This is a genomic window from Lacipirellulaceae bacterium (genome assembly GCA_040218535.1).
Lineage (GTDB): Bacteria > Planctomycetota > Planctomycetia > Pirellulales > Lacipirellulaceae > Adhaeretor.
Window position 1 is genome coordinate 60,604 of sequence record JAVJRG010000008.1, and the last position, 19,517, is coordinate 80,120.

Sequence of the window (19,517 nt, forward strand, 5' to 3'; positions counted from 1 at the left end):
CGGATTTCGCGGTGTTGAGTAGACGGCTTTCTTGCAACCATCGCGGCTCTGTTGTGGACAAAAAATCCTGCCCCAGACGTGTGCGCGCCCTGATGCCTTCAGTACTACCCAACCTTTGCTTTCCGCATAACTAATGGCAGCATGAATATGTTTGTTGGGATGTTTGGCCACAGAGTTAGCTCAAGCTGCTGCTACAGTTCAAAGCTTAAAGGTATTATACCCACCTACAGGTTACGCTTACAGAGCAACAAGAGTCCACCACCCAAGGCGATCAGCAATGATGCAGGCTCAGGAACAGCGACGACCGAAAAATCAATATAGCCTGTTGTCCTAGCAACTCCCCCAGGGTTGAAGGCATCTGATCGTTGTATCTGGAGCTCAATACTGTAGTCTCCTGGCTCGAAAGAGCCTAACGAATGCAAATATTCGTGCGGGCCAAAAATAGTTGCGGTGGCGCTAAGTCCATACTCAATGGAAGCGATGACTTTAATGAGATTACCATCTGTGGAATGCTCTACCTGGACGCTTGCGGAGGTTGGGAAGTGCGCCAGTTGGGGTAGTGTGAGGAGCAATGGCGCACCTGATGTTAGTTGGACACTGTTTTGTGAAGGTGTCGCGGGTGGGTCCTGGAACGGTGGAAAGAACTTCCAATAGCGACCAACATCTTCAGGAAATTGCGGTCTTATTAAGGGTTGCCGACCGCCACTACCGTCGCTGGTGATGTTTCCTAATTCAGTTGGTGGGCAGTCTGTACAAGTCGGTACGAAAACCGTGTTTCCATCCGCATCTTGCTCGATAACGAGGAGATTGGAGTACGCTACTGTGCTGTGAGAAAAGAGGACTGTCAAGATTACTTGGTACAGTAATTTCCAGCTCATGATTAAACCACTTTCGATAGCCTGGTACAAACGCCGTATTGCCTTTCTGGCCGAAAGTGAAACGCGATTGTCACTGAAAATCGACGAAATCTGTGAATCGATGCACCTAATAGCGCACAACAGGTTGCCATTGGCTGGCCGTGCGAGTGTCCCCTTGAGGGGTGACAATCGGAGGCGCGGCGGGAGCGACTCCGGCCGCTTGCAGCGAAGCAACACGAGTGGAGATCTCCGGCTGGAAACGATTGATCGTTAACGAACGTTGATAGTTGGCGAGTGCCTGTGCGTGATCGCCGGACATTTCGCGCAGGCGGCCCAAAGCTGTGAGCGCACGGCTATTCTGTGGTTCGATGGTGATCGCTTCGACAAGTTTCGTCGTGGCTTGTGGCAGTTGGTTGCTTTCCTCAAGCAAGCGCGCCAGTTCGATCCGCGGATCGGCTAGCTTCGGGCTCCGCTGTGCCCAACCTTCGAGCAATCGGAATGCAGCATCAGGGCGGTTGGTCTCGCTCAGGAGCACGGCCAGCCCGCGGTAACATTCCGTGTGATTGGGGTCGTATTCCAAGCACTGATTGTAGAGTTGCTCCGCCTGGGCCAGATTTGCCGTGTTGTTTTGCAGCTTGGCGGCTTTGTGTGTTGCCGCGGCCAAGTTGTAGTAGCTGGTGGCGTCTTTGGGATTGGTGGCCACGGCACGCTGGAACTGATCGGCCGCCTGCGCGTAGTTGCCGGACTGATACAGACGCACGCCCTCGGCATTCATCGCGTGGGTATTCATTTGCTGGCAACCTGAAGCAACCAGGCAGGGCAGAGCGGCGGCGAGCAATCGGGAAAGCGTCGAATTCGACATCACGGGCAACGCGCGGAGCGTTCTCCTCGGGCGGTACAGTTAGTTCCGTCGCGGAGCGTAGCGAAGAGTTTTCAGAGCTGCAAGTTCGGCTCAAAGAGGTTGCTAGCAGTGGACTCCTCCTGAGCCGCCAGGCGTAAGCCGGCGGGTTGAACTCTCACTGGCTCAACCCGCCGGCTTACGCCTGGCGGCTCACGGGGCGTTGCAATCGTTACGGCCCTCACAAGTGCGACTTTCGCGTAAGTTTCCGCAGAATTCCAGGGTCGAATCCTTTCTCAGATTTGCAATGTCGCCGAAATCGGGAATGTTTGCGTGACCTCCCAAGTCACTCATAAGCTAAGCTCCCCGCTGGCTCCCCTTCCCGCCTCGCGACCCCCTCGCACAGGAGACTCCCACCGTGGCCAAGACTTCAACTGCACGCAAGACCAAGTCCACTTCGAAGAAGACCGCCAGCTCGACGAAGGCCAAAACTGCCTCAGCGAAGAAGCGTACCGCCAAAAAGCCTGCCGCCAAGAAGTCAGCCAAGCCGCGTAAGGCGAAACCTCCCGGTGAAGAAGAAGTGACCATCGACCGTCGCCGTGGTCAGCGTCGCGAAGAAGCGACAGATGCCGCACCGAAGGCCGAACGTCGCGATAAGGTGCAGCGTCGTCGCCAGATCGATCCCACCACCTGCGAGCGTGATTATTCCGAAGCCGAAGTGGAATTCATGAACGCCATGGACGAATACAAACGGACCAGCGGCCGGATGTTCCCAACCTGCAGTGAAGTGCTGGAAGTGATTACTTCCATCGGCTACGCCAAAGTCACGCCTGCTGAGCTAGCGATTCTCGGTCGTGCTCCCGTCGCACAGGAAACCGAAGAGGGAACTGTTGAGGAAGGAAACGAAGAGGCTGGCGAATTCGCGGAAGAGGCTGAATTGGTTAGCTAAGCTGGAAGCGGAGAAGTGTCCAGGTTTTGAGAACGCCGTGGTGAGAGCCGCGGCGTTCTTTCGTTAAGGAAGGGAATCCGCAACGATGTCGCGTAACTCTTCGGGACTGACTTCACCGAGTTGCTTCCCACGTGCGTCGAGTTTCTCGTTGACTTTGATGGCCGTCTCTTGCATCACGCCATGCGTCTCTTCCGAACCTCCGGCCAACACAAAGTTCTTGCCGCGCGTCAGGCGTTTATGGCCATCTTCGGCATCAAAAGCCAACCCAAGTAGGGCAGCGTTTCTGTTGGGACCCTTTTCATCGGGCTTCTTGGGAAGTCGTGAACTCATGGATGCTTCACTTTGGGTTGCAGTCGATGGCGGATCGTGACGGTCATTGCCGCTCGTACTATCCTAGGCACTGGCAGCACTGAGGCAAGTCGAGTGCTGTAGGACGGCCACTCCTGGCCGTCGCTGGGCACACCGCACTGTGGCTGACGGGCAGGAGTGCCCGTCCTAAGCTGCGATCAATCAGCGACGACGGCTCCAGGCCCGTAAGGCGTTCTCGGCTGCCTCGCGACTATCTTTCGTCGCGTCCTTTTTCGGAAGCGGAGGCAGCTTGCCGGGCTCTTTCTTCTTTTTCGAATCAGAAGCCTCATCGATGGACGAATCCTCTGGCGACTCTTCGTCTCTTACGTCGGCCGTGTCGAGGGCTATGGTTTCCGTCGGTTCGCTGGGCAGCTTGTCCTTTGGCAACGGAATAGCACTGGTCTCGTCCATCTGCATCGAGAGAGTTTCTCCTGGACGTTTGACGGGCTCGTCGGGTCCGAGGAGCCAACTGTCGATATCGAGTTCCACTGAGTCGCCGGTCGGGATGTTGGCGGCTCGCTCAACAGCCTCGGCGACGGACTTCACCTTGGGCAACTTCTCGTTCTTCAGGCCGCTACTAATACGGACCTGAAACTTCAACGGTCCAACGACAAGCTCGTCGCCAGCTTTGAGCTCGACTTCGCCTTCGGTTTTCTGGCCGTTGACGAGCGTTCCGTTGCGGCTGCCAAGATCTTTGACCGTGACGCGATTTTCTCCGCGTGAGATCATGCAGTGCTTGCGACTTATGGACGTACTACCGACGCACAGGTGGCATTCTTGGCTCCTGCCAATGGTGAATTCGCTTTTTTTGACGACGATTTTTGCGCCCTTTTTGGCGCCCGCCAGCACTTTTAGAGTGACTTCCATTGCCCCATTCCAGTCATTAGAAAAGGTGCCTCCCCTCAAAAAAACACACGCAAGGGTGTAAAGACCCCACACGGCAGCTATCAACGCAGCAACGCGTAGCAGCCAACTGCCAGCAATCCTGGCTTGTGATTGAGGATATTATTTCGCTGAGCGAAGCCCCCCACGGGCTGTTCAGCGGGAATAGTCGTTTCGTGTCTGTATTATAAACCAACGCAAATTGTATACAATGACATTCGCGTTAATATAATTCTATCTCAATAGCCAAATAAGGCCATCCTTTGACTCGTAGCTTTCGCGGCGATCCGCACGATTTCTTGTCCATCAAACGAGATCATGCCGTCTTATTGAGAATCGTCGAGCGAGCGTCGACTTCTTGAATGGGGCTATCTCTTGCGGACCCACTCATCGGAAGTAAGTCGTTTCTCAATCTTTGTTTGCGTTGATTCTTGGGATTCCCGAAGAGGCTCAGCCGGATTGAGCAGTAGATCAAGCGATTCTGCAATTCGATTCGCCCAATTTTCACATGCTTTGCTAATGTCGACGTGCACCCCAGAGGCCTCCTGGATGCCTGAAAGTTCCTCCGCATAAGGAGACGCTGACAGCAGCAACGCCCCATGCTGCAATACGGCCCCGCGACGACGTCTTTGAGCGCTGCCTAAGATTTTGATCGAACCGGGTGCAGTTTCAGTCGGCACTACCAAGTCGTCGTCGGTACGTCGCTGAAAACAGAGAAAGGGCTCATCAGGCTCATCTTCTGTGGGCAGTTTCTTGGCGAAGTCGTCCCAGAATTTCAGCGTAATATCCTGTTGAGCTAGAGCATCAATCGCCGCTTGGTGGACGACGCGGTAAATCCGGCTCGGCTCCTGAACTGCGGCGTGGTCTGAAGGCAAGCATAGAGAGTAGGTGAGTTCCTGATCGTGCAGCAGCGTGCCGCCGCCCGACAATCGGCGCACCACCGGCAACGACTGGCTACCCGTGTGCGATTGGCGGTCTTCGTACTTTTGAAAGTAACCCAGCGAGAGTATTGGCTCGCTCCACTGGTAGAAACGGAGCGTTGCAACGCCCTCGTCCGCCGCTTCCTCAAGTAAGCACTCGTCCACAACCATGTTCCGCACACCCGATTGGGGCGGATCGATGATCAAGCGGCAGGGGAACATAGTTCGTAGTTCCGCCTTTAGGCGGCTTACGGTCTACACATTGTTGAAGCTAGAAACCGCCTGAAGGCGGAACTACAAACTTAACTACAAGGACACATTAACACCGGCTGCCGCGCGGCTTGCACTTCATTGGGGCGGCTGATGGCTGTGGTGTGCGGCGATTCATGGAGCAGTTCGGCGTCCTCTTCGGTGATCTTGAACAGGACTTTGGCGAACGCGTCGAGCGTCTCTTTGCTTTCCGTTTCGGTTGGCTCGACCATGATCGATTCGGGGACGGTCAGCGGAAAGTAAACTGTTGGGGCATGGAAGCCGTAATCGAGCAGCCGCTTCGCGAAATCCATCGCCGTGACGTCTTTCTCCTTTTTCATGGCTGCCGCGCTGGCCACAAACTCGTGCATGCAGCGGTCACCCTGTGGGACCGGCAGGATGTTCTTCACCTGGCTGAGTAGGTAATTCGCGTTTAATACAGCATTGTCCGAAACGGCCCGCAACCCATCGGGGCCGTGAGTACGAATGTAGCAGTAAGCCCGGAGCAGCACACCGACGTTGCCAAAAAAGCCGCGAACACGACCGACCGACTTGGGGCGATCGTTGTCGAGGTGATATTTCTCGCCCCGCTTCACAACAACTGGTGCAGGCAAATAGGCTGCTAACTTCTCCGCCACACAAATCGGCCCCGCTCCAGGACCGCCGCCACCATGCGGGCCGCTGAAAGTCTTGTGGGGATTGTAATGTTGCATGTCCGCGCCCCCACTCCCCCCAGAACCCCAGTCTCCCGGGCGGGTCACGCCGAGGATGGCGTTCATGTTGGCCCCGTCGAGGTAGACCAGCCCGCCCCGCTCGTGCACCGCGTCGGCGATCTCCGCCATTGCCGGCTCGAAGATGCCAACCGTATTGGGGTTCGTGATCATCAGCACGGCAATCTGGTCGTCGAGCTTCCCGCGGAAGTCTTCCATGTCAACGCTGCCGTTGGTGAGCGTCTTCACAGTGACGACTTCAAAGCCCGCCATCACGGCGCTGGCAGGGTTCGTGCCGTGTGCGTTGTCGGGCACTAATACTTTGCGGCGTTGCTGGAGTTCGTCGATGTCCTCAAAGTAAGCCGCGGCGACCAAGAGTGCCGCGTACTCGCCATGTGCTCCCGCCGCAGGTTGGAGTGAGCAAGCCGGCAGGCCGGAGATTTCCTGCAGATACTCCTGCATCTCGTAGAGCACATGCAGCATCCCCTGCAGCGTTTCTTCCGGCTGATAGGGGTGCAACGCCGCGAACGCGGGCATTGCCGCGGCCCGTTCGTTCCGCTTGGGGTTGTACTTCATCGTGCAACTGCCCAGCGGATAGAAATGCGTGTCGACCGACATATTCTGGGTCGAGAGGTTCGTGAAGTGCCGCACAACCTGCGGCTCAGAAACCTCTGGCAACTCGGGCGGCGTCTCTGCCAGCGATGCCGCAGGCAGCAAGTTACCGAGCCGTTGCTCAGGGACATCACACTGCGGTAATCGACCACCACGGGCGCCGGGCTTGGAGAGATCGAAGAGGAGCTGGGTGTCGCGGGAGTTGCGCATATCGTTTCGTGTTGGTGTTTACTAATACACGTAAATACTACACTTAGTTTAACGCACAAGAAGGCTACGAGCTACGGCTTGCGGGGTTAAGCAGCTAGCGGGAGCTTTAGTAGAAGTTAAAGTTCAGACCTTCGACAGGACTCTCTGCCTCTTCCGGCTTGGGGGCCCGTTTGTTGTTCAAGCCCTTCCACTTTTCGAGTTCTGCTTGCAATTGCTTGGCCTTTTCGGGCTTGTCCCAAGCTTCGTAAAGTGCAACTAACCGCATTGTCGCTTCGGGCACCATAAATCGGTAGCGAATCGGAATTGAAGCGATGTTTTTGGTGAGGTTCTGATGACTATCCAGAAGCAACGGTTCTGCTTCAGCGAACTTGTTCTGTCCCAGGAATATTTCCCCAAGAAGGCTTGTCGCGTCGTGGCGAACGAACCAGTCCGGAGAACCTTTTGTTGTTTCGCGAATCCATTGCAATGGTTCCTCAGCATTCGAGTGCTTGCCTTGTTTAATCAGGCAGTAAGCGTTGCGCTCAATGGCAAAGAGAATTGAAGCGCCATCTTGCTCACGCCCAAGTTTTTGAAGGTCTGTCGCGTAGGTACCGTAGAGTTCTTGTGCTTCGGAATACATTGCCCTTCGTTCGCACAGAAATGCTAGGTTGTCCGTTGAGGAGAGCGTTTCGGGGTGAACATAGCCAAGCGCTTCACGGCGCAGTTTCACGACTTCTTCCGCTAACGGGAAAGCCTTGTCAAGAAGTCCTAGGGCGATGTAGAGGTGAGCCAGATCATGCATCGTTTGCAGGGTCGAAGGATGTGCCACACCAAGGACTTTCTCGCGAAGGCGAAGGGTTTCCGTGTACAACTCGCGCGACTTCTCCGCTTGGCCTTTGTTCAAGTAAAGACGTGCTAGTAGATGCATCGACTCAAGCGTAAGTGGGTGGTCCCTTCCGAGTTTTCGCTCGAATTCCCCCTTGGCTTCTATAGCAAGGGGGAAAGCTTCTTCAATCCGGCCTGCCAGTAGGTAAATTCCTGACAAATTATGCTTCGAGGTGATGGTTTCGAGATGATCCTCACCGAGCGTTTTGCGTTGCAACGCAAAAGCTTCTTTCTGAAGGCTGAGAGCTTTCTCACTTCGCCCTGCTTGTTGATAGGTGCTGGCCAAGCTCGACAAGGTAGTTAGTGTGTTGATATTCTCTGCGCCAAAAAGTTCCCGCATTAAGGCTAGCGTTTCTTCATAAAGCGCCACGGCTTTGTCAAGCTGTCTCGTTGTCAAATAAGCCTTAGCGGTGTTATGCATTGAAACCAGGGTTTCAGTATGTGTCTCGCCAAGCACTTTCTTTCTCAATCGCAAAGTCTTTTCGTGCAACCTAAGTGCTTCTTCAGACTGCCCCAAGTTGAGTAAGGCTTCCGCGAACTTGTTGCTCGCATCAAGCGTCTTGGGGTCTTCTTCACCTAGATTCTCGACGCGATACTTCAACAACTCTTGAACAAGTTGGGAGGACTTTTTCCATTGCCCTTGACGATGAAGTGATTCAGCTAAGAGTTCCACCGCCCGCACTCGCAGTGGGTGGAAAGGAGGCAAGCTGTCGTGGCTCTCGAATAACATACTTTCCAATTGTTCAATGGCCGCGGCATGCTTCCCAGATTCTTGATAGGACTTTGCGAAACCTAAAACCGATTTCAGCGTGTAGAGATGATCTGCTCCTAAATGTTTCTTCATCAGGCTTTGTGTTTTCTCGTGAAGCAAAAACGCTTTCTTTTTGTCGCCCGCTCCATAGTAGGTGTGGGCTAGGTTGTTCATAGCCAAGAGCGTGGTCGGATGGTGCGGTCCCAGCTGGGCCTTCATCAATTCAAAGACCTCCTGTTGAAGTTCAAGCGCTTTCTCTGCGTTGCCCGCAGAGCTATAGCTGGTCGCCAGATTGCCCATCGAAGCCAGCGTGTCCGGATGGTTAGGCCCCAACTGTGCGGCAAGCTTTTCGTGGGCCTGCTCTTGCAGTTTGAGAGCCTCGTCAGACCTGCCCTCGGCTTCGTAGCTAACGGCTAAATTGTTCACGTAAGTGAGTGTGTTGAGGTGTTCCGCCCCCAAAACTTTGTGTGCCAAGTCTACGGCTTCCTCTTGCATGGGTAGTGCGGTCTTCCAGTCGCCAGATTCTCGATAGGCTCCCGCCAAGCTATCGATCGAGGAGATTGTGTAAGCGTTGTCCGCCCCTAACGTTTTGCGTCGTAGCTCGAGCGTTTTCTTGTGTAACGCTATGGCCTTCGGGAACTCACCCAAGTCGGCATAAATGTTTGCGAGGGTGTGTTGAGCTCGAAGCGTCATGGGGTCATCGACGCCAAGGCTTTCTTGCCAAAGCCGAACGGCCTGCTCGCACAGCGTCTCGGCCTCTTCAGGAACTCCCAAACCTTCATAAGTATTGGCGAGGGTGAACAGCAGGCTCGCCTTCGTTTGGGGGTCGTCGGCGAAGCGTTCGTCAAGCTGCTCTGCCGCCCAATCCATGACTTGAGCGACCGTAAGATGCCGACCGGCGACATCTGGATCGGGGGCTCGGAAAGCGGCTACCAGGAATTCAGAAACGGTTTCAGCCTGTTCCTTAGCGCGAACCGCCTCATCACGGGCACTGAGCGCATCATCCCGCGCCACCTCAAGCTGCGTGTTCGCCTCGGCCAGTTCGACGTTCTTCTCCCCAAGCTTCGCATTGCTCGAAGACACGACCCCCGCAATCGTCGCGGCACTAACAACGCCCGCCACCAGCGTTGCCGCGGCTGAGCCAACCAGCCGTGGATGCTTGCGCATCCAGCGACGTGTGCGACGGGTGAGCGGCTCGGGGAAGGCATGGACCGGTTCGTCCGCCAAATAACGCTCGACATCGTCTGCAAGTGCGCGAACCGTGTCGTAACGGTTAATTGTTTCGAGAGCCATTGCCTTCGCGCAGATCTTGCTGAGCGCGACATCAATTTCCGGATTCCCCTGCCGAGCCGTCTTGCTAGGGCCTTTTTGAACCGCTTCCAAAATCTCTTCCAGCGTCTGGCCCTCAACCGGCTTGCGATTGGTGAGCAATGTGAACAGTGTCGCCCCCAAACTATAGACATCCGCGGCAGGTCCCAACTTGTCGTGCTCGCCGCGGGCCTGTTCGGGGCTCATGTAGTGGGGTGAACCGATTGCCGAGCCCAACTGCGTGGCGTCAACGACACTGCCGGAGCGAGGAACAAGCGGCGATTCGACAGTCGCATCGGTCGTCGCCTCCTGTGGCGATTCTTCAGTAGCTCCAATTGGTTTCGCAAGTCCCCAATCAACGACCAATGTTTCGCCATACTCACCCAGCATCACATTGCCCGGCTTTAAGTCGCGATGCAGCACCCCGCGTTGGTGGGCGTAGTAGACGGCGTTGCAGACATCGAGAAATCGCCCCAACAAACGGCGAAGCCTCACCGTACGATCCGTTTGGTCGCTCGCCTCTTTGCTTTCGTGAAACTGCTTGATCGCCGTGGCCAGGTTGTCGCCCCGGATGAAACGCATCGCATAGTAAGGCCGTCCATCCGCAGAAGAGCCGAGTCCATAGATCGGCACGATCCCTGGGTGTTCCAACCCGCCGGTGATTTCTGCTTCTAAGAGGAACCGCGAACGACTGGCTGCATCGTCAGCGTACTGCGGCTTGATCTCTTTGAGCGCGACTTCGCGGTCCAGTTCCGTATCGAGGGCGACGGAAACCTTCCCGAGGCCGCCTTCGTCATGGGGACGAATAATCTGAAACCGCGGACCATCCGAGGAAGGTTTAGGAGCGTTAACATCACCCCCCGAAGAAGGCCCAACGGTGCCGTGAATGTCCTCGCCTCGTGTCGTATCCGCCATGAGGTACTTCTCCGAGAAAAGAATAGCTGCTCAATAACTATTCTAATATGAACCACGGAGGCACGGAGGACACGGAGTTTTTTAGACAGGATTTACAAGATGAACAGCAAGGTAGGGTATGCCGAGGAACGAGGCATACCATGAACTTGTAATCGGTATGCCTCGTATCTCGGCATACCCTACATGAAAATCCGTGTCATCCGTGAAATCCGTGGCCAAAAACTCAGCTCACCGCAAGTGTTGGCGTTGACTCGTCACTGTGCTTGCCCGAGAGTGCCGCGACTAACCCGTCCATTTCGGCCTTCGTACGCTTCTCGGTCACGGCAACAAGCAGGCAATCGTTGAGTTCCGGGTACCAAGCTCCAAGCGGCACGCCCGCCATGTAGCCAGCGTCAAGGGCGGTCTTAACCAGTTCATCGACTTGGCCTTCCGCGTCGCGGATGACGAACTCTTTGAAGGTGGAGGCTGTGAACGCCAAGCTAAAGCGTTCATGTTGGCAGAGTTGGTCGGCCAAGTAGTGAGACTTTTGTAAACAGAGATTAGCAGTTTCTTTGAGTCCCTGCGGGCCTAGTTGCGAAAGATAAACACTCGCACGCACGGCAAACAACGCTTGGTTACTGCAAACGTTGCTTGTCGCCTTGTCGCGGCGAATATGTTGCTCGCGAGTTTGCAAAGTAAGGACAAAGCAGCGGTTGCCGCGGCGGTCGGTAGTTTCGCCGACGATTCGCCCTGGCATTCTCCGGACGAGCTTCTCATCGCAGGCCATGATCCCTAGTACCGGACCACCATAATGCATTGGCGTTCCTAGCGATTGCCCCTCCGCGACGGCAATGTTCGCTCCGTAGTCGCCCGGCCGTTTCAAGATTCCTAGAGAGATCGGGTCGAACACCGAGATCAACAACGCGCCCGCCTCGCTGGCCGTCTTCGCCACCGCTTCAGCATCTTCAACACAACCGAAGAAATTCGGCTGCTGCAGAACAACCGCGGCTGTCTGATCGTTAACGACGCTGGCCAATTCGTCAGCGTCGATGACGCCCGCAGGGCAGGGCAGGGTGACCAGCTCGACGCCAAGATTTTTCAGATAAGTCGCGATCGTCTGACGGTATTCGGGATGCAAGTTCGAAGGCACAACCACGTTCCCTGTGCGGCGCGAGGAACTGATCGCCATGAGGACCGCCTCGGCGGTGCTGCTGGCACCGTCGTAAAGGCTACTGTTGGAGACTTCCATCCCCGTAAGCCGGCAGATGAGCGACTGATACTCGAACATCGCCTGCAAGTTGCCCTGGCTTGCTTCGGCTTGGTAAGGCGTGTAGGAGGTGTAGAACTCGCTGCGACCGCCAATCGCATCAACCACGGCGGGAATGTGGTGATCGTAGGAGCCACCCCCCAAGAAGCAAACCGCTTGCCCGGCATGTGTGTTTTTCGAAGCCAGCTCCGCTAAGTGCTGATCAAGTTCCAACTCCGAAAGCGCAGGAGGCAACGCCAATGGTCGTGCGAGCTTCAGCTCGCCGGGAATCGGTTCAAAAAGTTCCTCAATCGATTGAACGCCAATCGCGGCGAGCATCGCTTCTTGATCTTCGGGCGTATTGTAGAGATAGGGCACAGCTCAACCTTCTTCTTGGCACTGCTTCTGATAAGCCGCGTAGTCCAACAAGTGATCCGTACTGGCGTCGCTGACTTTAATTTTAGCGATCCAACCCTCTTCGTAGGGCGAGTCGCTCAACTTCTCCAGCGTATCGGGTAGCGATTCATTGACCGCGATCACCTCGCCAGCAACGGGGGCGTAGACATCACTGACCGCTTTTACGGACTCAACTTCACAAAAGGCTTCTTCGGCACTGACCTGCTTGCCTACGGTCGGGAGTTCCATGAACACGAGGTCCGTTAGCGCTTCGACTGCGAATGCGCTGATGCCAACGATGGCGACCTGGGCACCATCCTCCTCAGCGATCGAAACCCATTCGTGCGTTTTGGCGAAATGCAAGTCTTCTGGATTCACTGTATTAGTCCTTTTGTTTGTAGTTCCGCCTTTAGGCGGCAAGGTGCTGGAAGAGGTGTTTATATGTGAGGCCGCCTAAAGGCGGAACTACGAACTCGCTCGCTTGTAAAACGGTAACTTCACGATTCTCGCAGCATGCTGCTTCCCTCGAATATCAACGGCAAGCTCGGTCCCCAGCTTGGCGAACTCACGCTCGACATAGGCCATTGCTATCGGCTTCTCAAGCGTCGGCGAAAAAGTGCCACTGGTCACTTCCCCAACAACCTTCTCGCCGCTGATGACCTTTGCTCCCTCGCGCGCGGGACGCTTGCCTTCAATCTCTAGTCCCACTCGCCCCGATAGATTCTCATCCGAAACTGCTGCAGCAACTGCTTTGCTACCCACGAACTCTCGGCCCTTAGCGTTGACCGCAAAAGTCAGTCCCGCTTGCACAGGATTGATTTCTTCGGAAAGCTCGTGGCCGTAGAGCGGCATCGCGGCTTCGAGACGAAGTGTGTCGCGGGCGGCTAAACCGCAAGCGAGGGCCCTGGCTTTCTCGCCGACACTGAGTAAAAGGTTCCAAATCGGTTCAGCGTAGTTGGCGGAACAAATAATCTCGGCCCCGTCCTCGCCAGTGTACCCGGTGCGGCTGAGGTAGCAGGGCTTGTCTTCGACTTCGGTGTAGGTGCCGTGGTAGTTCTTCAACTCGGTCAGCTCGAAATCGACTAGAGGGTCCAGCAGTTCAATCGCCTTCGGTCCTTGCACGGCGATCATTGCCGTGACGACGGTCAGGTCCGTCATCCGGACTGTTTCGTCCTCAGCAGGCGGGTTCTGTTTCAGATAGTCGCGAAGGGAATCGACGATTTTCTCTCGATTGCTCGCGTTGACGACCAATTGAAAAGCGGGTTGGTCGACGCCTACTTCGCTAGCCTCAGCTTGATCGAGCAGACGGTACACCAGGACGTCGTCTAGAATGCCACCGTCCTCGCGGCAAACCAGCGAGTAGCGGATTTGCCCAGGCTGCATGTCGGTCACACGGCGTGTGAGCAGCCGGTCGAGTAAGCCTTCAGAACCGGCTCCCGAAAACTGGAGCCGCCCCATGTGCGAAACGTCAAACAGACCAAGCCGCTCTCGCACGGCGGTGTGCTCTTCGACGATCGACGTGTACTGCACCGGCATCGACCAGCCGGCGAAATCGACCATGCGTCCGCCATGTTCAGCGTGCCAGTCGTGAAGCGGGGTCTGCAGCAGCGTTTCCGTACTCATGACTGCATTTTAGCCGTTTACGGCTTAGCCGCTAGCGGCGTCGTTTCTTCTTGTGCTTTCCCTTCTGCTTCGATCGCTTGGCGTTCTTGACAATGCGGAAGTCGAGTTCCCGTTTGTCCAAATCCACAGACGCCACCTCGATTTTCACTTTGTCGCCTAGGCGGAACGTATTCCCCGAACGGAACCCGGTGAGCACATGCCCGCTGCGGTCGTACTTGTAATGGTCGTCATCCAGCGAACTGATGTGGACCAGCCCTTCGGCGGGGATTTGCGTTGCCGTGACGAACATGCCGAAGCTTTCCACGCCCGTGACGATGCCGTCCATTTTCTTGCCGACTTTGTCTTCAAAATACGCAAGCAGCTTCACTTTGGTGAGTTCCCGCTCGGCGTTGGTGGCACGTTGCTCTCGCTCGCTACAGTGATCGCCCAGCGAGAGAATCGCTTGATACTCCTGAACCGGTTTCTTGCCTTCGGCCAAAGCTTCGATCAAACGGTGGATCGTCAAATCGGGATAGCGGCGAATCGGCGACGTGAAATGGCAATAGCAATCGGTCGCCAACGCGAAGTGTCCTTCATCTTCGGGACTGTAGATCGCCTTTTGCATCGATCGTAGCGTCGCAAAGTTGACGGCGTGCTGGCGTGGGTCGTCCTTGACTTGGTTCAAAAGGTCTTGCAAAGCGAAGCGACTGGAAAGGTCTTCGGTTTTCAGCCCCAAAGCTTTCACAAATTCAGTCAGCGCTTTCAAACGCCGTGGGTCGGGCGCTCCGTGAACACGCCGCAGGAATATCAGCCCTTCATCGGCCAGACGTTCCGCCACGGCAATGTTCGCCGACAGCATGAACTCCTCGATGATCTGGTGACTCTCGGTGTTCTCTTGCAGATGCGCCCCGCTAACGCGACCGTCCTTATCGAGATCAATTTCCAACTCCGGCATGTGCAGCTCAAGCGCACCCCGTTTGAACCGCCGCTTTCGCAGCATCATCGCTAACGTGTGCATATCGCCCAACAAGCGGTGGACTTCAGGAGTGAGTTTTGACTTCCAATCCTGCGGGTCAGCCAGATACTCGTCCACTTCTTCGTAGGTGAACCGCCGGCAGCTCTTGATGGCGCCTTTATAGACGTCCGTACCAATGCGAACTCCTTGAGGATCAAATTCAATCTTCGCGGTCACGCAGTATCGCACCCGATCCGGCTGCAAGCTCGCCAGATTGTTGGAGATGATCTCCGGCAGCATCGGAATCACGCGGTCGGGCAGATAAACGCTCGTCGCTCGGTCGCGTGCCTCGCGGTCGAGCGGTGTCTTCGGCTGAACGAAGTGGGAAACGTCGGCGATGTGTACGCCCAGCAACCAATGCCCGTTTTCAAGCCTTTCGAGCGAAATCGCGTCATCGAAATCACGCGCTGTGAGCGGGTCGATGGTGATGACCGTTTCACCGGTGAAGTCGGTTCGGTTTTCAGGGATCGACTCGTCGAACTTGACAGCCCTGTCGCGGGCTTCCTCGAGTGCGTCCTCAGAGAAATCACCCGGCAGGTTGAATTCGTGAATGACCGAAATCGTATCAACGCCCGGCTGCCCACGCTGGCCGAGAATGTCAACAATCACCCCCTCGCCGTCACGGACGTTCGAGGGGAAGCGAACCATCTCCATGACGACTTTATCGTCGGTGCGAGCCCCCTTCGCCCCGGGGTCGCCCACGTAGATGGGTTTGGTGAAGACGCCGCCATCGACTTGCACAAGCGCCATATCGGCCTGCTCGAAATACGTTCCCACGAACCGATTGGTCGCCCGTTCGACAATGTCGATCACGCGACCTTCGGGTTTGCCCTTACGCCCGAGTTTGCCGTCGAGGCGAATCCGGACCGTGTCGCCACTGGCCGCATCGCCGGCAGCATTCGCGGGGACGAAAATATCGGAGTCACGACCCTCGCTCTTGGCGGTCCCTTCAGGGCGGACAAAACCGTACCCGCTGTCGTTCCGCCTGAACACGCCAGTGATGTGCTTGGGTCGTTTGTTCTTCGCCGGCTGCTTGCCGACTTTCGAAGCAGGGTGATCTTCCTTCACCGGGCAAACGAGATGACTCGGTCCGTAGGCAAGTTCCTTTTCGCGGACGAGCTTCTTCACTTCCTTCTTAACGCGGGAAACATCGTCGTTCTCCAGCCCAAGCTTCTTGGCGATGACTTTTGGTTTGACGGGGCGGTAACGCTCGTCATTGACGTGGCGGAGAATGGCTTCGCGGAGGTTTGACATAATCTAGAACTTCTTATTTTGGCGCAAAGACGCGAAGGACGCGGAGAATCGCAAAGAGATAAATATTGAGCCACAGATGAACACGGATAATCACAGATGATTATTTCGAGATGAAAACAAACGAGTCAGCAGAATCAAAGTATTTGGATTAGTTCTTAGGAGTTTCTCAGCGCTTCTTTGCGTCCTTAGCGCCTTTGCGTCAAACACTATTAGCTATCAAGACTGACTAACTTCCCCTTTGTACAACTTCCGCCCGATCTGCGAGAAGTATTGCGTCCACGGGCTGTCGACGTTGGGGCAATCTTTCATCAGTTGCGTGAAGCTGGCCATCTTGGCGTCGAAGTTGTCGAGGTGGTGCAGGGCAACCGCTTCAAGGGTCATCGGCAGCTTGCTGCTGCCATACTCGTACTGACCATGGTGGCTGAGGATCATGTGCTTGATCTCGACGATCAGCTTCTCCGGCAACGGCATGCCATCTTTCTTCACCGCCTCGGCGCACTTTTGGTCAACCATGGTGAGCGCCATCGCCATGTGTCCCAGGAGTTGGCCCTCGTCGCTGTAGGCGATGTCGCGGACGTAGGTCAGCTCGTCCACTTTGGCGGCATCGTGCAAGAAGACTCCCAGCAACAGCTTGTCACCATCAAGGTCGGGATAGCGGGGAGCGACCAGCAATGCCAATTCGGCAAGGCTCAGCACATGATCGAGCAAGCCGCCTTGATAGGCGTGGTGATTCTTCATCCCCGCGGGGGCGCGGCAGAACTTCTCCATGAACACTTCGTCATCAAGAAATGCCGCTGCGAGTCGCGCGACCGGGGCTGACTTGATGCCGCGCATGATTTCTTCGAATCGTTCGCGCATCTTTGTGATCTCGCCCGTTTCGAGCGTCATGTAGTCAGACTCGTCCACCTCGTCTGGCCGCGCTCGACGAATCCGGTTGGCGATCAGTTGGACATTCCCCTGAAAGAGCTGCGTCGCGCCGTCCACATAGACGTAGTCGCCGTTCTCGAACGCTTTATAATCGTCCTCGCTAGCATTCCACATCCGGGCCTGCACGGCACCACTGCGGTCGGAAAGCTCGACCTGCAAATAGAGGTTGCCGTTCCGGTTGGGACGAAGCTGCTTCTCGGAAGCGAGGAATACCTGTTGAACTTGAGCGTTGTGGCCAAGCTGACTAACGAATTGACGTTCCATGTGGATAGGGGTTTGGAATTAGGGGCGAGTGCTGTGAAGAATTGAAGGCAGCCGCGAGCTAACAGCTCGCCGGAGCATGGCCAAACAAGCATCCTACCAGAACCAGTCGAACAAAGCTGGGGGCGATTACGCGTTTCAAGGCAGTTCTTCCTTGTTTAGAATGCTGTGTTTGCTGACGCTGCGGCGACCGAGTTTGGTCGCGGCTGTCATGAATGTCGTCAAGCGAACACTCGCCCCTAACCCCTCGCACCTCGCCCATGGCCAAGCAACCCAAATCTGCGATCTCCCCCACCCGAGCCGAGGACTACCCCGAGTGGTACCAACAGGTTGTCAAGGCGGCTGATCTGGCTGAAACCTCCGACGTGCGGGGGTGTATGGTCATCAAGCCGTGGGGCTATGCGATCTGGGAGAACATCCAGCGGCAGCTCGACACACGGTTCAAAGCCACAGGGCACGAGAACGCATACTTCCCGCTCTTCATCCCCATGAGCTTCCTGGAAAAGGAAGCCGAGCACGTCGAGGGTTTCGCCAAGGAATGTGCCGTGGTGACGCATCATCGGCTGGAACCCGACCCCGACGGCGGGTTGCGTCCCGCGCCCTCGGCAGAGCTGCAAGAGCCGCTGATCGTGCGTCCCACGAGCGAGACCATTATCGGTGCGACGTTTGCCCGTTGGGTCGAATCGCACCGTGACTTGCCGATTCTCATCAACCAATGGGCCAACGTCGTCCGCTGGGAGATGCGTACGCGGATGTTTCTTCGGACCGCGGAGTTTCTTTGGCAAGAGGGGCACACCGTGCACGCGACCGAAGAAGAGGCCGTCGAAGAAACGAAGCAGATGCTCGACGTCTACGCGGACTTTGCCGAGAACGTCATGGCGATGCCGGTCATCAAGGGCGAGAAAACCTCCGGCGAGCGTTTCCCCGGGGCGGTCGCCACGTACAGCATCGAGGCGATGATGCAGGATCGGAAAGCGTTACAAGCGGGGACGAGCCATTTTCTTGGGCAGAACTTTGCGAAGGCGCAGGACATCAAGTTCCAAAACGTCGCTGGCAAGTTGGAACACGCCTGGACGACCAGTTGGGGTGTTTCGACGCGGCTCGTTGGCGGACTGATTATGACCCACGCCGACGATGACGGGCTCGTCGTGCCACCGAAGCTCGCACCCGCACACGTGGTTCTGCTCCCTATCTACCGCAAGGAAGAGGAGCGTGCCGAGGTGATGCCGTATGTCGAATTGCTTAAGAAGGAACTCGAAGCACAGCAGTTTGCTGGCGAGCCGATCCGCGTGAAAATCGACGACCGCGACATGCGCGGCGGCGAGAAGAAATGGCAGTGGGTCAAACGCGGAGTTCCGATCCGCGCCGAAATCGGCCCCCGCGACGTGGCCGGCGAAGGCGTGTTCGTCGCCAGGCGTGACGTGGGTGGCAAAGGGCAGGGCACCCCCCGCGGTGAATTCGTTCAGAGCATCTCCCAGACGCTTGCCGAGATTCAGCAGGGCATGTTTGACCGTGCGAAGCAAGCACGCGAAGATGTGAGCGTCAAGATCGACGATCTCGACGAGTTCAAAGCGTTCTTCACGCCGAACAATGAAGAGCAGCCAGAGATCCACGGCGGACTCGCTTACTGTCACTTTGTCGATGCGCCGGAGATCGAAGAGACGCTCAAAGAGCTAAAAGTCACGGTGCGTTGCATCCCGCTCGAAGGCGATGACGAGCCGGGTGAGTGCCTGTTCACCGGCCAACCAAGCCAGCGACGTGGTGTGTTTGCTAAGGCGTATTAAGTTTCCGTAGGGTATGCCGAGGCACGAGGCATACCGGACACAGGTGCATGGTACGCCTCGTGCCTCGGCGGTACCCCACGAACTTCCCATGGGCAGCATCAACTCTCCCAAACCGGTTCTCCTCCTCATTGCTGCAAGCAGTCGCTACGAGTCTGCGCTCACTTGGGGATTGCAACAAGCCGAACAGCAGTTCGGCAAGACGGCCCTCGTAAGTCCCGCTTTCGAATTCACCGAAACGGACTACTATCTCGAAGAGATGGGCACGGATCTAAAGAAGCAGTTTTGGGTTTTCGAGCAGATTATCGATCCGGTATCACTGGCTCACATGAAGCTGGCGACCAACGATCTTGAAACAGAGTACAGGTACAAGAAGCTGCACCCGGAACGTCGGCCGCTGAATCTTGATCCTGGCTATCTGACGCTCGCCAAACTGATTCTCGCTTCGACGAAAGACCACGCCCACCGTGTGTATCTCCAACGCGGTATTTACGCAGAAGTAACGCTCCAGTTCCGCGGCAAGGCTTGGCAGGCGTTGCCTTGGACCTACCCCGATTACCAACGCGAAGATTTCCAGGCGTTCTTCACAGAATGCCGTGAGGTGCTAAAGAAGAAGCTGCAGCCATTTCCGCCGTGAGAAGGT

15 protein-coding genes are annotated in these 19,517 nt (G+C 56.1%); 3 read left to right on the top strand and 12 right to left on the bottom strand.

Annotated features, from left to right (window positions below):
* Positions 1 to 224: 224 nt before the first annotated feature.
* Both RIB44_09685 and RIB44_09690 read right to left on the bottom strand, forming a co-directional pair.
* The gene (locus tag RIB44_09685) at positions 225 to 878 is read right to left on the bottom strand and encodes a hypothetical protein (protein MEQ8616850.1); all 654 of its coding nucleotides are present in this window, start codon (positions 876 to 878) and stop codon (positions 225 to 227) included.
* A gap of 106 nt (positions 879 to 984) precedes the next feature.
* Positions 985 to 1,719 carry a tetratricopeptide repeat protein gene (locus RIB44_09690; GenBank protein MEQ8616851.1) on the bottom strand — a complete coding sequence of 245 codons (735 nt, stop codon included), beginning with the start codon at positions 1,717 to 1,719 and terminating at the stop codon, positions 985 to 987.
* 394 nt (positions 1,720 to 2,113) lie between these two features.
* Between RIB44_09690 and RIB44_09695 the strand changes: the two genes are divergently transcribed.
* Complete coding sequence (locus tag RIB44_09695) at positions 2,114 to 2,644, top strand: hypothetical protein (protein ID MEQ8616852.1); 531 nt, start codon at positions 2,114 to 2,116, stop codon at positions 2,642 to 2,644.
* Between the two features lie 63 nt (positions 2,645 to 2,707).
* Here RIB44_09695 and RIB44_09700 read toward each other — a convergent pair whose 3' ends face one another.
* From RIB44_09700 to RIB44_09745, 10 genes are all read right to left on the bottom strand, one after another.
* Positions 2,708 to 2,974, bottom strand: a complete 267-nt coding sequence (locus RIB44_09700; GenBank protein ID MEQ8616853.1) for a hypothetical protein — start codon at positions 2,972 to 2,974, stop codon at positions 2,708 to 2,710.
* Between the two features lie 180 nt (positions 2,975 to 3,154).
* On the bottom strand, positions 3,155 to 3,859 hold the full coding sequence (locus RIB44_09705) for an FHA domain-containing protein (protein MEQ8616854.1): 705 nt from the start codon (positions 3,857 to 3,859) through the stop codon (positions 3,155 to 3,157).
* A gap of 383 nt (positions 3,860 to 4,242) precedes the next feature.
* Positions 4,243 to 5,016: a hypothetical protein gene (locus RIB44_09710; protein MEQ8616855.1), complete on the bottom strand. Its 774-nt coding sequence runs from the start codon at positions 5,014 to 5,016 to the stop codon at positions 4,243 to 4,245.
* Positions 5,017 to 5,096: 80 nt separating this feature from the next.
* Positions 5,097 to 6,575: an aminomethyl-transferring glycine dehydrogenase subunit GcvPB gene (gcvPB, locus tag RIB44_09715; GenBank protein MEQ8616856.1), complete on the bottom strand. Its 1,479-nt coding sequence runs from the start codon at positions 6,573 to 6,575 to the stop codon at positions 5,097 to 5,099.
* A 106-nt stretch (positions 6,576 to 6,681) separates the two neighbouring features.
* Positions 6,682 to 10,413, bottom strand: coding sequence for a serine/threonine-protein kinase (locus tag RIB44_09720; GenBank protein ID MEQ8616857.1), 3,732 nt, complete (start codon positions 10,411 to 10,413; stop codon positions 6,682 to 6,684).
* 223 nt (positions 10,414 to 10,636) lie between these two features.
* On the bottom strand, positions 10,637 to 12,016 hold the full coding sequence (gene gcvPA, locus RIB44_09725) for an aminomethyl-transferring glycine dehydrogenase subunit GcvPA (GenBank protein ID MEQ8616858.1): 1,380 nt from the start codon (positions 12,014 to 12,016) through the stop codon (positions 10,637 to 10,639).
* A 3-nt stretch (positions 12,017 to 12,019) separates the two neighbouring features.
* Positions 12,020 to 12,412, bottom strand: a complete 393-nt coding sequence (gcvH, locus tag RIB44_09730; GenBank protein MEQ8616859.1) for a glycine cleavage system protein GcvH — start codon at positions 12,410 to 12,412, stop codon at positions 12,020 to 12,022.
* 87 nt (positions 12,413 to 12,499) lie between these two features.
* The gene (gcvT, locus tag RIB44_09735) at positions 12,500 to 13,657 is read right to left on the bottom strand and encodes a glycine cleavage system aminomethyltransferase GcvT (protein MEQ8616860.1); all 1,158 of its coding nucleotides are present in this window, start codon (positions 13,655 to 13,657) and stop codon (positions 12,500 to 12,502) included.
* Between the two features lie 31 nt (positions 13,658 to 13,688).
* Positions 13,689 to 15,905: a ribonuclease R gene (gene rnr / locus RIB44_09740; GenBank protein MEQ8616861.1), complete on the bottom strand. Its 2,217-nt coding sequence runs from the start codon at positions 15,903 to 15,905 to the stop codon at positions 13,689 to 13,691.
* 216 nt (positions 15,906 to 16,121) lie between these two features.
* Positions 16,122 to 17,096, bottom strand: a complete 975-nt coding sequence (locus tag RIB44_09745; protein ID MEQ8616862.1) for an OB-fold nucleic acid binding domain-containing protein — start codon at positions 17,094 to 17,096, stop codon at positions 16,122 to 16,124.
* Between the two features lie 257 nt (positions 17,097 to 17,353).
* On the opposite strand from RIB44_09745, the gene proS reads away from it, so the two are divergent.
* The gene (gene proS / locus RIB44_09750) at positions 17,354 to 18,877 is read left to right on the top strand and encodes a proline--tRNA ligase (GenBank protein ID MEQ8616863.1); all 1,524 of its coding nucleotides are present in this window, start codon (positions 17,354 to 17,356) and stop codon (positions 18,875 to 18,877) included.
* A gap of 88 nt (positions 18,878 to 18,965) precedes the next feature.
* The gene (locus tag RIB44_09755; GenBank protein MEQ8616864.1) at positions 18,966 to 19,511 is read left to right on the top strand and encodes a DUF4416 family protein; all 546 of its coding nucleotides are present in this window, start codon (positions 18,966 to 18,968) and stop codon (positions 19,509 to 19,511) included.
* The last annotated feature ends 6 nt before the right edge of the window (positions 19,512 to 19,517 follow it).